This is a genomic window from Cellulomonas sp. P2_F12 (genome assembly GCF_056403775.1).
In genome coordinates this window covers 632,173-645,313 of sequence record NZ_JBFUEV010000001.1, presented here as the reverse complement: position 1 = coordinate 645,313, position 13,141 = coordinate 632,173, and the positions used below count along the sequence as shown (strand labels likewise).

Here is a 13,141-nt window from a genome sequence, read left to right as displayed (position 1 = left end):
CCCCTGAGGTGGGAGGATGGGCGGGTGCCCGCTGCTGCTCCCGCCCTGCACCACGATCTCCACCGTGCCGGCTACTACCCGGAGCTCGTCGTCGACGTGCTCGACGTAGCCCTCGCCGACGAAGAGATCGTGGCTCACCTGGTCCATCCCGAGACGACCTTCGACGCCGCCGAGGTGCGCCGCCACGTCACCGTGCTGGTCCTGACGCCCACGCGCCTCGTCGTCGCCCACGTCGACGACCACCCGGCCGACTCCGAGCACCCGTCGGCGTCGGCGTCCGCGACGACCGAGGCCGTGCCGCTGGCCGAGCTGACGTCCGTGGCGCTGACGCACGTGGTGCCGCTGCCCGAGAAGCACGTGCCCGGCCAGCCCGCCCAGGAGCTCACGCTCGTGATCGGCTGGGGTGCCGTCTCCCGCGTCGACCTGGAGCCGGCCACCTGCGGCGACCCCAGCTGCGACGCCGACCACGGCCTGACCGGCACGCTCGCGCCCGACGACGTCGTGGTCCGGGTGAGCTCCGCGGCCGAGGGGGTCGACTCGGTGCGCGCGGCCACGGCCTTCGCCCGGCAGCTGTCGGCGGCGAGCGCCCGGGCGCGATGACGGACCTCGAGGCGCCGACGTCGCTGACCTCCACGTCGCCACGGTTGCGTGCGGAGCTCGCGGCTGCCGATCTTGTGGCGCCGAACTCGCTCTACCCGTGCCTCGGTCGCGTCCTGCCCGCCGTCGCCGGCGCGATCGGCGTCGACTCCGTGCCGGACGCCGCTCTGTCCCAGGCGATGCTGAGCCTCCCGTCGGCCTCCCGGGTGTGCGTCGTCCTGGTCGACGGGCTCGGCCACGCGAACCTCGCCGAGCGCGCCGGCCACGCCCCCTTCCTGCGCCGACGGCTGGGGGACTCCACACCGCTGACCAGCACGTTCCCGTCGACGACGGCGACCGCGATGGGCACCTTCGGCGTCGCGCTGCCGCCCGGTCGCACCGCGATGCTGGGCTACACCGTCCGGGACCCCGCGACGGGCGAGCTGGGCAACCTGGTCAGCTGGACGGGACTGCCCCCGGCCCGGGAGTGGCAGCGCGAGCTCACCGTGTTCGAGCAGCTCGTCGCGGCGGGGACCACGGTGACCAGCATCGGTCCGGCGCGGTTCTCGGGCTCGGGGCTGACCGAGGCCGCCCTGCGCGGCCCGACCTACCGGGCGGCCGAGTCCCTCGAGGCCCGCGTGGACGCGACGGTGGACGCGCTGCGCAAGCCGGGCGTCGCCTACCTCTACTGGGGGGACGTCGACAAGGCGGGCCACCACCACGGCTGGGGCTCGTGGCAGTGGGGCGACGCCCTCGCCGCGCTCGACAGCGAGCTCGGGCGGCTCGCGCGGATGCTGCCCCGCGACACCGTGCTGCTGGTGACCGCCGACCACGGCATGGTCGACGTGGACCGCGCGGAGCGCTGGGACGTCGCCACGGACCGGGCCCTGGGCGAGGGCGTCGAGCTGGTCGCCGGTGAGCCTCGCGCGCTGCACCTGCACCTCGCACGCGGTGTCGACCCGGTGACCGTGGCCGACCGCTGGCGCGACGTGCTGGGCGGGTCGGCCGTCGTCGTCACGCGGGCCGAGGCTGCTGCCGAGTCGTGGTTCGGGGAGATCTCCCCGCACGTGCGGCCGGTGATCGGCGACGTGGTCGTCGCGATGACCGGCCGGGCGACCGTCGTGGACTCGCGGACCCAGACGCCGGCCTCGCTCGACCTCGTCGGCGTGCACGGGTCCCTGACCCGCCTCGAGATGCTCGTCCCGTGCGTGGTGGTCGCCTGATGGCCGAGCTCGTCTTCTTCTCGGGCACCATGGACAGCGGCAAGTCGACGCTCGCGCTCCAGATGCACCACAACCACGCGGCCCGGGGCCGGGACGGCGTGCTGTTCACCCGGCAGGACCGGGCCGGCGCCGCGACCATCTCCTCGCGGCTCGGCCTGACCCAGAGCGCCCACGAGGTCGACGACACCACCGACTTCTGGTCGGACGTCATCTCGCGGCGGACGCACGGGCAGCCCGTCGACTACCTCATCGGCGACGAGGCGCAGTTCTACACGGCCGCCCAGGTCGAGCAGCTGGCCCGCGTCGTCGACGAGCTCGCGGTCGACGTCTACGTGTTCGGCATCTCGACGGACTTCCGGGCCCGCCTGTTCCCCGGTGCCGCCCGGCTGGTCGAGCTGGCCGACCGGGTCGAGATCCTGCAGGTCCGCGCGCTGTGCTGGTGCGGCGCTCGGGCCACGCACAACGCCCGGACGATCGGCGGCACCATGGTCGTCGAGGGTGCCCAGGTGGTGGTCGGTGACGTCGAGGCCGATGCCGACGAGGTCGCCTACGAGGTCCTGTGCCGCCGGCACCACATGCGTCGGATGACGGCCGCGGCCGCCCGCGCGTCGTCGTCGACCAGCGTCGAGCTGAGCCGCTGAGCCGCTGGAGCCCTGAGCCCTACTCGGGCTTCGCGCCGAAGACGATCTCGTCCCAGCTGGGCACCTTGGCGCGGCCGCGCCGGCCACGGGGCCGTTCGGTCTCGTCGTGCTCGGCCGCGGGCGCGGCGGGCGTGGTGACCGGCGCGGGGACGGCAGCCGGCGGGGGATAGACGACGGCCTCGTCGGGGGCGTCGACGGGGTGCGCGCCCGGTACCGAGCTGTCCAGCCGGCCGAAGTCGAACGCGTGCTGCGGGCCGAACCCCTCGAACGCCTCGGCGTCGTCGTCGTCCTCGTCGCCGAGCTCGACGGCCTGGCGGACGCCGCGGCGGCTGCGCAGGTCGTCCAGCAGGGACGCGGTCTCCTCGTGCGGGTCGGGCGTCGGCTCGACGGGCTCCACGGGCTCGTTGTCGTCCTGGCGCAGCGTCGGGACGTCGCCCTGGAAGTCGAAGACGACGTCGCGGACCGCCGCGAGGTGTCGCCGCGAGACGGGCTCGTCCGCGATCTCGGTCTCGGAGAGCCAGCGGGCCTCGTCCTCGTCGGCCACGACGGTGCGCTTGGCCGGGTCGAACGTCCAGCGGGCCTCGTGCTCGGCGTCGCCGACGGCGAACCGCGCGAGCACGACCCACGGGCCGGACGCGTCGCGGGCGGCGTCCCAGGCGAGCGATCCGAGGTCGACGCCGCGCGCAGCGAGCCGGTCCGTCACCAGGTCGCCGAGCGTCGGCGCGCCGATGTCACGACCGACGCGCGTGCCCCGGGCCTGCTCGGCGATGTGCTCGCGCTCGGCCAGCACCGGACCCTCGTACCGCCGCACGCGCTCGATGGGCAGGCCCGCGTCGTCCGCGACCTCCTGCGTCGTGGCGCCGGCGCGGATGCGCGCCTGGATCTCCCGGGGGCTGAGCGTGCCGGCGCTCTCCGCGCGCAGCTGCTCGAGCTGCGGTCGGTCACGACGCACGGCGGCCCGCAGCGGCTCGTCGATGCGCAGGCGGAAACGCGCCCCGTCCGGGGCCACCAGGACGAGATGCTCCCCGTCCTCGTGCAGACCCACCAGCTCCAGCTCACCCATGCGACCTCCCGGTAACTCGGCACGAGCCTGCCACCGATCGGCCGCGACGGCGCGCACCCCGGACGGTGCGCCGCGCATCGGCTGCCGGGCCGTCGCTGCGATGATTCCCCGCGTGGACACCGACATCCCCCTCGAACCGGTCCTCGAGCTCGTCGGGGTCTTCGTCGGTTCGATGTCCGGCGCGCTCGCCGCCGTGCGCAAGCAGTTCGACGTCTTCGGCATCCTCGTGCTCGGCTGGGCGGCGGGGCTGGGCGGCGGCATCCTGCGGGACGTGCTCATCGGGGCGGTGCCGCCCGTCGGCATCTCGAACTGGCGCTTCATCGTCACCGCCGTCGCCGGCGCGGCCCTCATCTACTTCTTCCACCCGCGGCTCGAGCGCGCGCGGCGGTTCATCGTGGTGCTCGACGCGGGCGCGCTCGCGCTGTTCAGCGTCGTCGGGACGACCAAGGGGCTGGAGTACGGCACGACCCTCACCGCGGCCGTCATCGTCGGGGTGATGAGCGGGGTGGGCGGGGGAGTGCTGCGCGACCTGCTGTCGGGCGAGGTCCCCGTGGTGCTGCACCACCGACAGCTGTACGCGATCCCGGCCCTGCTCGGCTCGACGGCGACGGCCGTCCTCTGGTGGCAGGGCGCGCTGACCACCGCGACGAGCGTCACCGTCGTGGTCGCCATCTTCGCCCTGCGGGTGCTCGCCCTGCGCTACCAGCTCAAGGCTCCCGGTCCGTGGCGCGGCACCGTCCGCTGACAGGATGAGCGGGTGAACCCCGACGATCCCGACCAGGTCCGCCCGCTCGTCGCCGTGGCCGAGACCCTGGCCCGCGAGGCCGGCGCACTGATCCTCGAGGGCCGGCGGCAGCACGTGTCGGTCGCGGCGACCAAGTCCAGCGCCCAGGACGTGGTGACGGCGATGGACCTCGCGTCCGAGGCGCTGCTGCGTCGCCGGCTCGCCGATCTGCGCCCCGACGACGGGATCCTCGGCGAGGAGGAGGGCTTCGAGAGCGGCACCTCCGGGATCACCTGGGTGGTCGACCCCATCGACGGGACGGTCAACTACCTCTACGGGCTGCCCGCGTACGCCGTGTCGGTCGCGGCGGTCGTCGGCCCTCCGGAGCCCGCATCCTGGACCGTCGTGGCCGGCTGCGTGTTCGCCCCGGAGGACGGTCGGTCGTACACCGCGGGGCGCGGGTTCGGGGCGCGGCTCGGCGGGCGCGAGCTGCACGCGAACCCGGCGCGACCGTTGATCGACTCCCTGGTGGGCACGGGTTTCGGATACACAGCCGCCCGGCGGCGGTCGCAGGCCCGGATCGTCTCAGAACTGTTGCCGCAGGTACGTGATATTCGTCGCGTCGGATCGGCCGCGCTGGACCTGTGCACCCTCGCGGCCGGGGGGCTCGACCTCTACTTCGAGCGCGGTCTGCAGCCGTGGGACCTCGCCGCCGGCGCGTTGGTCGCCCAGGAGGCAGGTGCGCAGGTCACGGGCCTGCGCGGGCAGCCGGCGCAGGAGTCCATGACCGTGGCCGGTTCGGCCGAACGGGTGACGGAGCTGATCGCCCTCCTGGAGGGCCTCGGCGCCGATTCCGACGCCTGAAAACGCTCCCACGGCAGGTGTGACGAAAATGGTCGCGCGTCCGGTTCGCTCGTGGCTCGAAAGTGGTGCAGAATCCCACCGCGCGGGAACAAAAAGCACGTCGCCTGCATTGATCCGCGTACGAGATTCCATCCAGACACGGAGTGTGACGCCACACATGGCTACCGACTACGACGCCCCGCGCAAGACCGAGGAGGACCTGAGCGAGGACTCGCTCCAGGAGCTCCAGGCTCGGCGCTCCGACAAGAACTCGGGCGTGGTGGACGAGGACGAGACCGAGGCGGCCGAAGGGTTCGAGCTCCCGGGCGCGGACCTGTCCGGCGAGGAGCTCTCTGTGCGCGTCCTGCCCCGGCAGGCGGACGAGTTCACCTGCTCGAGCTGCTTCCTGGTGCACCACCGCAGCCAGCTCGCCTACGAGCGCGACGGTCGACCCGTCTGCTCCGAGTGCGCCGCCTGAGCAGCTCCACCGAACCACGACTGACCTGAGGGCCGGTCATCCCGCACGACGGGGTGACCGGCCCTCAGGCGTGCAGGGCTGCGGCGAGCTCGGCCGGGTGGCGGGTGGAGACGACCCAGTAGGGCGTCGGGTCCTGCGGGTCCCGGAGCTCCACGCGCACGGCCGTGTGGATCCAGCCCCTCAGCACCAGGTGGGCGCGGGCGTCGAGGCGTGGCCCCAGCTCGGCCTTGGTGGCGGCGGCGTCGAGCGGGACCGCCGCGCCGAGCAGGCTCACGGGGATGCGTGCGGAGCCCGCGCGGAACGTCCCGTCCGTCACCTCGACCCGGGGAGCGGCGACGACGAGCACCGCAGCGCCGACGCCGACGACCGCCAGCCCGATCACGGCGGCGAGCCGCACGTCGACCGGGATGAACGCGATCGACATCATCAGCGCGAAGACGACGAGCAGCACCCAGCCGAGCGGACCGAGCCACAGCCGCTCGGCGTACGGGGGTGCGGTGGTGTGCGCGGGGGGCATGCACCCAGCATCCCATCCGGCGGGTAGGGTCTGGCCCCGTGACGGCCGACCCCAGCACCGAGGTGCTCCTGCTGCGCCTCGACCCCGACCTGCCCGCACCGGCGTACGCGCACCCCGGTGACGCCGGCGCCGACCTGGTCTCCAGGATCGACGTCGTCATCCCGCCGCAGGGCCGGGTGACCGTGCCCACGGGCGTGGCCATCGCGCTGCCGGACGGGTTCGCGGCGTTCGTGCACCCGCGCTCGGGCCTGGCCATGCGGCACGGGCTGACGATCGTCAACGCGCCCGGCACCGTCGACGCCGGGTACCGCGGCGAGATCGCCGTGACCCTGCTCAACACGGACGTCGAGCACGCGCTCGAGCTGCACCGGGGCGACCGCATCGCGCAGCTGGTCGTCCAGCGCGTCGAGCGGGTGCGTTTCGTGGAGGTCGAGCAGCTGCCCGGGTCGCACCGCGGCGAGGGTGGCTTCGGCTCCAGCGGCGGCTGGAAGGCTGCACCGACCGCGTAGGTCGGGACTACTGTCGAGACGTAGGCAACTGATGCGCGCGAGCGCGTCGAAGAGGAGTGAGCACGTGGCGCTGTTCCGGCGTGGTGGGAAGGATCCCGCCACCGATGACGCGGTGACCGAGGCCGAGGACGTCGACGCGACGAGCACGGTCGACGACGAGACCGACGTCGAGCCGCCCGCCCCCGTCGCACGCACGGGCGGCCCCTGGGACTCCTCGCAGGTCGACGACGACCTCCCGCGGGTGGACCTCGGGGCGATCCTGCTGCCGGGGCTCCAGGGCATGGAGCTGCGGATGGAGATCGACAAGGCGACCGACGTCGTCTCCGCGGCGTCGATCCTGCTCGACGGCTCCTCGCTGCAGGTGCAGGCGTTCGCCGCGCCCCGCACCGAGGGCATCTGGGACGAGATCCGCGCGGAGATCGCCGAGTCCGTCACCCAGCAGGGTGGTTCGGCCGACGACCTGCCCGGGCCGTTCGGCCGCGAGCTCCTGGCCCGGCTGCCGGTTCGCACCCCCGAGGGCCGCACCGGCCACCGGCCGGCCCGGTTCATCGGCGCGGACGGCCCCCGGTGGTTCGTGCGCGGCGTGATCACCGGGCGCGCGGCCGTGGAGCCCGCCGCCGCGACCGCCCTCGAGCAGCTCTTCGCCGGCATCGTCGTGGTGCGCGGCACGGACGCCCGCCCGCCGCGTGACCTGCTGACGCTGCGGCTCCCCGGTCCGGGGACGCCGAACCTCGAGCCCGCCGCCCCGTCGGAGGGCACGCCCGCGACGCCGGACTTCGACCCGCTGACCCGCGGCCCCGAGATCACGGAGATCCGATGAGCCTCAAGGAACGCCTGAAGAAGGCGGTCGCCTCCCAGGCTGAGATCGAGGCCGACGAGGAGCGTGCCGACGCGCACCGCTCGGTCGGCTGCACGCCGGTCGACCAGCTGACGGACCGCTCGCGGGCGAGCGTCTCCGGTGTCATCCGGTCCGTCACGCTGCGCCCGCGCGAGGGCGTCCCGGCGCTCGAGGCGGAGCTGTACGACGGCAGCGGCTCGCTGGACCTGGTCTGGCTCGGCCGCCGCGAGATCGCCGGTGTCACGCCCGGCCGTCGCCTGAAGATCGAGGGCCTCGTGTGTCTCATCGACGGCCGGCGCACCGTGTTCAACCCGCGATACGAGCTGCGGCCGCGTCCCGGTGAGTGAGCCCGGGACCGGGGACCCGCGGGAGCCGGACGACGCGGAACGCCTCCTGGAGGCCGTGGACGACGTCGTCGACCCGCAGGACGGCCCGGTGCGGGGCATGCGCGTGCTGGCGTCGGACACGTTCTCGGCCTCCGACGCCGTCGGCGGCACGCGGGGGATCGTCGAGTCCGTCGCGCCCGGCCTGCTGTTCGTCGTCGTGTTCGTCGCGGCCGGGCAGCGGCTCGCGCCGGCGCTCGTGGTCGCCCTGGCGGCCGCGGTGATCACAGTCGTCGTGCGGCTCGTGCAGCGCCAGCCCCCGACGATGGCGTTCGGCGGCTTCCTCGGCGTCGCGATCGGCGTGTTCTGGGCGTGGAAGACCGGCAACGCGAAGGACTTCTTCGCCTATGGGCTGTGGGTGAACGTCTCGTGGTTCCTCGGGACGCTGCTCACCGTGCTCGTCGGCTGGCCGCTGGTCGGCCTCGTCGTCGGGCTCTTCTCTAAGGCGGGCCCCCTCAACGACGGCGGCTCGTGGGCGGGGGCCGTCGCCTGGCGGCACGACCGACCGCTGCGCAGGCGCTACGCGCTCGCGACGCTGCCGTTCGTCGCCCTCTTCGGCCTGCGCCTGGCCGTCCAGCTGCCGCTGTACCTCAGCTCCGAGGTCACGTGGCTGGGCACGGCCAAGCTGGTCATGGGCCTGCCGGGGACCGCGCTGGCGCTCTGGGTCAGCTGGCTCGTGGTCCGCGGGTCAGCAGCGCTTCCAGCTCAGCCTCGTCCGCTTCCCGAGCCGTGACGAACAGCAGCTCGTCCCGGCCCTCGAGCGTGTCGTCGGCGCTGGGCGCGATCGGTCGCGCGTCACGCACGATGCACGCGAGCACGGTGTCGGCCGGCCACTCGATCTGACCGACGCGGACCCCCGCGAGCGGCGAGTCCTCGGGCAGCGTGAGCTCGAGGATGTCCGCGCGGGACTGGTGGAACGTGAAGATCCGCACCAGGTCGCCGACGGTCACGGCCTCCTCGACCATGGCCGTCATGATGCGCGGCGTCGACACGGCGACGTCCACGCCCCAGGCCTCGTCGAACATCCACTCGTTCTTCGGGTTGTTCACGCGCGCGACCGTGCGGGGGACGCCGAACTCCGTCTTGGCCAGCAGCGAGATGACCAGGTTCGCCTTGTCGTCGCCGGTCGCAGCGACCACCACGTCGGCGTCCTCGGCCTTGACCTGGCGGAGCGTGGGGAGCTCGCACGCGTCGGCCAGCAGCCAGTCGGCGTCGGCGACCTGCGACACCCGCATGGCGGACGGCTGGCGGTCGATGAGCGTGACCTCGTGGCCGTGCCCGAGCAGCTCGCGTGCGATCGAGCGGCCGACCGAGCCGGCGCCCGCGATGACGACCCTCATGCCTCCACCGCCGGGGGTGTGGTGAGGACGCGTTCGACCAGGGCGGACGAGTCCGCCCGCATGAGCACGTGCACGGTGTCGTTCTCCTGCAGGACGGTGGTGGACGTCGGCAGGATGCCGTCGCCGTAGCGGGTGACGTACGCGACGCGGGCGCCGCTGGCCTCCTCGAGGGTGCGCAGCGGCTTGCCCACCCAGCCCTCGTGGATGTCGATCTGCGAGAGCTGGATCTGGCCGGACGCGTCGCGGTACTCGTCGGAGGCGCCCATGGGCAGCAGGCGGCGCAGGACCTGGTGGGCCGTCCACGTCACGGTCGCCACGGTGGGGATGCCGAGCCGCTGGTAGATCTCGGCGCGGTGGGGGTCGTAGATCCGGGCGACGACGTTCTCGATGCCGAACGTCTCGCGCACCACCCGCGCGGCCAGGATGTTCGAGTTGTCGCCGTCCGAGACGGCGGCGAAGGCGAACGCGTCCTCGATGCCGGCCTGCGTGAGCGTGTCGCGGTCGAAACCGAGGCCGGTGACCTTGTTCCCGCCGAAGTCGACCAGGCGTCGGAACGCCTCAGGGTTCTGGTCGATGACCGAGACGGAGTGTCCGTTGTCCTCGAGGCTCTTGGCGAGGGTCGCCCCGACCCGGCCGCATCCCATGATCACGAAGTGCACAGTGCGGCACGCTATACCGTGACGGGGCTCGCCGGTGCGTGTGGTGTGGTGGGCTCCCGGCGGGCCTAGCATTGCGCATCGTGTCGGACCTCTCGGATGCCGCCAAACGCCTGTTGCTCGGACGTCCCGTCCGCAGTGACCTGCTCGGCCACACTCTCCTGCCGAAGCGCATCGCGCTGCCGGTGTTCGCGTCGGACGCACTCTCGTCGGTGGCGTACGCGCCCGACGAGATCCTGCTGACGCTCTCCCTCGCCGGTGCGGCCGCTCTGGTCGTCTCGCCGTGGGTCGGTCTCGCGGTGGTCTTCGTGATGGTGGTCGTCGTCGCGTCGTACCGGCAGAACGTGCACGCGTACCCCTCCGGCGGCGGTGACTACGAGGTCGCCACGACCAACCTCGGCCCGAACGCCGGCGTGACCGTGGCCAGCGCGCTGCTGGTCGACTACGTGCTCACGGTGGCCGTGTCGATCTCGTCGGGCGCCCAGTACGCCGCCACGGCGTTCCCGCCGCTGAGAGGGCACGAGGCGGCGTTCGCGGTGGGGCTGGTGGTCCTGCTGACGGTCGCCAACCTGCGGGGCGTCAAGGAGTCGGGGAGCCTCTTCGCCATCCCGGTCTATCTGTTCATGTTCGCGATCGGCGCCGTCGCCCTGGTCGGCGCGATCCAGCTGTTCACGGGCAACCTGCAGATGGCGGAGAGCGCGAAGTTCGAGCTGGCGCCGTCCGCTGCCTTCGACCAGGGCCTCACGGGCCTGGCCGGCTTCTTCCTGATCCTGCGCGCGTTCGCGTCGGGCTGTGCGGCGCTGACCGGTGTCGAGGCCATCAGCAACGGCGTGCCGGCGTTCAAGAAGCCCAAGTCCAAGAACGCGGCCACCACCCTGGCGCTGCTCGGCGGGCTCTCGATCACGATGATCATGGCGATCCTGCTGCTGGCGCGCGCGACGGGCGTGATGTTCGCCGACGACCCGCAGACGCAGCTGCTGGAGAACGGCGTGCCCGTCGGCGAGTCCTACGTGCAGCACCCCGTGATCAGCCAGCTCTCGTCCACCGTGTTCCACAGCGTCCCGTGGATGGCGGTGTTCGTCGCCATCGTCACGGGTCTCATCCTCGTGCTCGCGGCCAACACCGCGTTCAACGGCTTCCCCGTGCTCGGCTCGATCCTGGCGCGCGACGGATACCTGCCACGGCAGCTGCACACCCGCGGCGACCGGCTGGCGTACTCCAACGGCATCGTGACCCTCGCGCTGGTCGCGATCGTGCTGATCATCGCGTTCGACGCCGAGGTCACGCGCCTGATCCAGCTGTACATCGTCGGCGTGTTCGTGTCGTTCACGGTGAGCCAGCTGGGCATGGTCCGGCACTGGACCCGGCACCTGCGCACCGAGCCGGACCCGGCGACCCGCGCGCAGATGAAGCGTTCGCGCATCATCAACTCGGTCGGCCTGGTGATGACCGCGACGGTGCTCGTCGTCGTCCTCATCACCAAGTTCACGCACGGCGCGTACATCGCGATCCTGGCGATGGTCGTCGTGTTCGTGCTCATGCAGTCGATCCACCGGCACTACGCGCGGGTCCGCGAGGAGCTCGCGCTCGGCGCCGACGCCGAGTCGGCCCGGGCCCTGCCCAGCCGGGTGCACGCGATCGTGCTGGTCTCGCACCTGCACCGGCCGACCATGCGGGCGCTGGCCTACGCCCGGGCCTCCCGGCCGCAGGTGCTCGAGGCGGTCACGGTGGGGGTGGATCCCGAGGACGTCGTCGCGCTGCGCGAGCAGTGGGAGGCCCTCAGCATCCCCGTGCCGCTGCGCGTGCTCGACTCGCCGTTCCGCGAGATCACGCGGCCCGTGCTGACGTACGTCCGCTCGATCCGGCGGGACAGCCCGCGGGACCTGGTGGTCGTCTACATCCCCGAGTACGTGGTCGGGCACTGGTGGGAGCAGCTGCTGCACAACCAGAGCGCGCTGCGGCTCAAGGGCCGGCTGCTGTTCACGCCGGGCGTCGTCGTGGCCTCGGTGCCGTGGCAGCTGGCGTCCTCCGAGGGGCAGACGGGGCTCGAGGACCCCGTCCGGGGTACCGTTCCGCGTGGCTACTGAGACTGCAGACGACCGCTCGCTCGACCTCGTCGAGCTCGAGATCGGGCCGGTGGCCCACGGCGGGCACTGCGTGGCTCGGCACGACGGGCGCGTGATCTTCGTCCGGCACACCCTGCCCGGCGAGCGCGTCCGGGCGCGTCTGACGGACGCCGGGGACACCGCCAAGTTCTGGCGCGCCGATGCGGTGGAGATCCTCGAGGCGTCCCCGGACCGGGTCGAGTCGGCGTGGCCGGCTGCGGGTCCCGGCGGCGTCGGCGGGGGAGAGCTGGCGCACGTGGCCCTGCCTGCGCAGCGGGCGTGGAAGGCGGCGGTCCTGGCCGAGCAGCTGCGGCGGCTGGCCAAGCTCGACCTCGAGGTCCCGGTGCAGGCCGCGCCCGGCGACGACGAGCGCGGCGGGCTGGGCTGGCGCACGCGCATCGACCTGGTGACCGACGCCGAGGGTCGCGCGGGCATGCACGGCTTCCGGTCGCACGACATCCACCTGCTCGACTCGATGCCGCTGGCCAACGAGGCGATCGCGGCGCTCGACCTGTTCGGTCGCCGCTGGTCCGGTGGCGCGCGCGTCGAGGCGATCGCGCCGTCGAGCGGTGACGCGCCGCTGGTCCTGGTCGACGGCGCGCCCTTCGACGTGGGCCGCGGGCGCATGGACGGGCGCCCGAACGCCCGCACGGCCGTCAAGGAGCACGTCCAGTCCGGCGAGGTCGGCTACGACTTCCGCGTGGCCGGCGCCGGCTTCTGGCAGGTCCACCGCGAGGCGCCGGACCTGCTCGTCGCCGCGGTGCTCGCCGGGCTCGGGGACGTCGACGGTGCGGCCGTGCTGGACCTCTACTCGGGCGCCGGGCTGTTCACGGCGCCGCTGTCCGACGCCGTGGGCGAGACCGGCGAGGTCGTCTCGGTCGAGGGTGACGCACGCGCCGTGAAGGACGCACGCCGCAACCTGCACTCCCGCGCCAACGTCGAGCTGCACTCCGGTGACGTCGCCCAGGTGCTCTCCGGCCGGGTGGACTCCGACTCCGACGTCGTGCACGCCGACGCCGTCGTCCTGGACCCGCCCCGGACGGGAGCCGGTCGCAAGGTGGTCGCCGGCATCACCGAGCTGCGCCCCGAGCGCGTGGTCTACGTGGCCTGCGACCCGGCGGCCCTGGCCCGCGACATCGCCCTGTTCGCCGACGCCGGGTACGCGCTGGCGGACCTGCAGGCGTACGACCTCTTCCCGATGACGCACCACCTCGAGGCGGTCGCTGTCCTGACCCGATGAGTGGG

16 protein-coding genes are annotated in these 13,141 nt (G+C 73.2%); 12 read left to right on the top strand and 4 right to left on the bottom strand.

The features are described from left to right. Positions 1 to 24 precede the first annotated feature (24 nt). The 3 genes from AC1DWH_RS02980 to AC1DWH_RS02970 are packed head-to-tail and all read left to right on the top strand — an operon-like array spanning position 25 to position 2,440. A complete protein-coding gene (locus AC1DWH_RS02980) occupies positions 25 to 600 on the top strand; it encodes a DUF5998 family protein (protein WP_456843909.1) in 576 nt (191 codons plus the stop codon). Continuing rightward, positions 597 to 1,799, top strand: a complete 1,203-nt coding sequence (locus AC1DWH_RS02975) for an alkaline phosphatase family protein (RefSeq protein ID WP_477092409.1) — start codon at positions 597 to 599, stop codon at positions 1,797 to 1,799. Before AC1DWH_RS02980 ends, AC1DWH_RS02975 begins: the two co-directional genes overlap by 4 nt. Further along, positions 1,799 to 2,440 carry a thymidine kinase gene (locus AC1DWH_RS02970; RefSeq protein ID WP_477092408.1) on the top strand — a complete coding sequence of 214 codons (642 nt, stop codon included), beginning with the start codon at positions 1,799 to 1,801 and terminating at the stop codon, positions 2,438 to 2,440. Before AC1DWH_RS02975 ends, AC1DWH_RS02970 begins: the two co-directional genes overlap by 1 nt. Before the next feature lie 19 nt (positions 2,441 to 2,459). On the opposite strand, the gene sepH is transcribed toward AC1DWH_RS02970, so the two are convergent. Further along, on the bottom strand, positions 2,460 to 3,503 hold the full coding sequence (gene sepH, locus AC1DWH_RS02965) for a septation protein SepH (protein WP_477092407.1): 1,044 nt from the start codon (positions 3,501 to 3,503) through the stop codon (positions 2,460 to 2,462). 112 nt (positions 3,504 to 3,615) lie between these two features. Between sepH and AC1DWH_RS02960 the strand changes: the two genes are divergently transcribed. The 3 genes from AC1DWH_RS02960 to AC1DWH_RS02950 all read left to right on the top strand — a co-directional run bounded on the left by AC1DWH_RS02960 (position 3,616) and on the right by AC1DWH_RS02950 (position 5,548). Beyond that, entirely contained in the window at positions 3,616 to 4,248 is a 633-nt protein-coding gene (locus tag AC1DWH_RS02960) for a trimeric intracellular cation channel family protein (RefSeq protein WP_456843913.1), read from the top strand. 12 nt (positions 4,249 to 4,260) lie between these two features. Beyond that, positions 4,261 to 5,091, top strand: a complete 831-nt coding sequence (locus tag AC1DWH_RS02955; protein WP_477092406.1) for an inositol monophosphatase family protein — start codon at positions 4,261 to 4,263, stop codon at positions 5,089 to 5,091. Between the two features lie 157 nt (positions 5,092 to 5,248). Continuing rightward, the gene (locus AC1DWH_RS02950; protein ID WP_056090713.1) at positions 5,249 to 5,548 is read left to right on the top strand and encodes a DUF4193 domain-containing protein; all 300 of its coding nucleotides are present in this window, start codon (positions 5,249 to 5,251) and stop codon (positions 5,546 to 5,548) included. A gap of 64 nt (positions 5,549 to 5,612) precedes the next feature. Here the strand turns inward: AC1DWH_RS02950 and AC1DWH_RS02945 are convergent, their stop codons facing one another. Next, positions 5,613 to 6,065 (bottom strand): DUF3093 domain-containing protein, encoded by a 453-nt coding sequence (locus tag AC1DWH_RS02945; RefSeq protein ID WP_477092405.1) that lies wholly within the window; start codon positions 6,063 to 6,065, stop codon positions 5,613 to 5,615. Between the two features lie 38 nt (positions 6,066 to 6,103). Between AC1DWH_RS02945 and dut the strand changes: the two genes are divergently transcribed. The 4 genes from dut (at position 6,104) to AC1DWH_RS02925 (ending at position 8,528) form a co-directional block, all read left to right on the top strand. Beyond that, positions 6,104 to 6,574, top strand: coding sequence for a dUTP diphosphatase (dut, locus tag AC1DWH_RS02940; protein WP_456843916.1), 471 nt, complete (start codon positions 6,104 to 6,106; stop codon positions 6,572 to 6,574). Positions 6,575 to 6,638: 64 nt separating this feature from the next. Then, positions 6,639 to 7,394 (top strand): DUF3710 domain-containing protein, encoded by a 756-nt coding sequence (locus AC1DWH_RS02935; RefSeq protein WP_477092404.1) that lies wholly within the window; start codon positions 6,639 to 6,641, stop codon positions 7,392 to 7,394. Continuing rightward, complete coding sequence (locus AC1DWH_RS02930; RefSeq protein ID WP_456843918.1) at positions 7,391 to 7,759, top strand: OB-fold nucleic acid binding domain-containing protein; 369 nt, start codon at positions 7,391 to 7,393, stop codon at positions 7,757 to 7,759. The genes AC1DWH_RS02935 and AC1DWH_RS02930 overlap by 4 nt, the downstream gene beginning before the upstream one ends. Beyond that, positions 7,752 to 8,528: a DUF3159 domain-containing protein gene (locus tag AC1DWH_RS02925; RefSeq protein WP_477092403.1), complete on the top strand. Its 777-nt coding sequence runs from the start codon at positions 7,752 to 7,754 to the stop codon at positions 8,526 to 8,528. The genes AC1DWH_RS02930 and AC1DWH_RS02925 overlap by 8 nt, the downstream gene beginning before the upstream one ends. Here AC1DWH_RS02925 and AC1DWH_RS02920 read toward each other — a convergent pair. Both AC1DWH_RS02920 and AC1DWH_RS02915 read right to left on the bottom strand, forming a co-directional pair. Continuing rightward, complete coding sequence (locus AC1DWH_RS02920) at positions 8,461 to 9,135, bottom strand: potassium channel family protein (protein WP_477092402.1); 675 nt, start codon at positions 9,133 to 9,135, stop codon at positions 8,461 to 8,463. The two genes, AC1DWH_RS02925 and AC1DWH_RS02920, sit on opposite strands and share 68 nt — an antisense overlap. Further along, positions 9,132 to 9,779: a potassium channel family protein gene (locus AC1DWH_RS02915; RefSeq protein WP_456843932.1), complete on the bottom strand. Its 648-nt coding sequence runs from the start codon at positions 9,777 to 9,779 to the stop codon at positions 9,132 to 9,134. Before AC1DWH_RS02915 ends, AC1DWH_RS02920 begins: the two co-directional genes overlap by 4 nt. 95 nt (positions 9,780 to 9,874) lie before the next feature. Here AC1DWH_RS02915 and AC1DWH_RS02910 point away from each other — a divergent pair, with 95 nt between their 5' ends. Further along, entirely contained in the window at positions 9,875 to 11,878 is a 2,004-nt protein-coding gene (locus tag AC1DWH_RS02910; protein WP_456843921.1) for an APC family permease, read from the top strand. Further along, complete coding sequence (locus tag AC1DWH_RS02905) at positions 11,868 to 13,136, top strand: class I SAM-dependent RNA methyltransferase (RefSeq protein WP_456843922.1); 1,269 nt, start codon at positions 11,868 to 11,870, stop codon at positions 13,134 to 13,136. Before AC1DWH_RS02910 ends, AC1DWH_RS02905 begins: the two co-directional genes overlap by 11 nt. Positions 13,137 to 13,141 lie beyond the last annotated feature (5 nt).

Excerpts from the sequence above, each read along its gene's own strand:
- AC1DWH_RS02915 (WP_456843932.1), bottom strand. The coding sequence starts at position 9,779 with ATGGGATGCGGCCGGGTCGGGGCGACCCTCGCCAAGAGCCTCGAGGAC.
- AC1DWH_RS02945 (WP_477092405.1), bottom strand. The coding sequence starts at position 6,065 with ATGCCCCCCGCGCACACCACCGCACCCCCGTACGCCGAGCGGCTGTGG.
- AC1DWH_RS02970 (WP_477092408.1), top strand. The coding sequence starts at position 1,799 with ATGGCCGAGCTCGTCTTCTTCTCGGGCACCATGGACAGCGGCAAGTCG.
- sepH (WP_477092407.1), bottom strand. The coding sequence starts at position 3,503 with ATGGGTGAGCTGGAGCTGGTGGGTCTGCACGAGGACGGGGAGCATCTC.
- AC1DWH_RS02950 (WP_056090713.1), top strand. The coding sequence starts at position 5,249 with ATGGCTACCGACTACGACGCCCCGCGCAAGACCGAGGAGGACCTGAGC.
- AC1DWH_RS02975 (WP_477092409.1), top strand. The coding sequence starts at position 597 with ATGACGGACCTCGAGGCGCCGACGTCGCTGACCTCCACGTCGCCACGG.
- AC1DWH_RS02920 (WP_477092402.1), bottom strand. The coding sequence starts at position 9,135 with ATGAGGGTCGTCATCGCGGGCGCCGGCTCGGTCGGCCGCTCGATCGCA.
- AC1DWH_RS02930 (WP_456843918.1), top strand. The coding sequence starts at position 7,391 with ATGAGCCTCAAGGAACGCCTGAAGAAGGCGGTCGCCTCCCAGGCTGAG.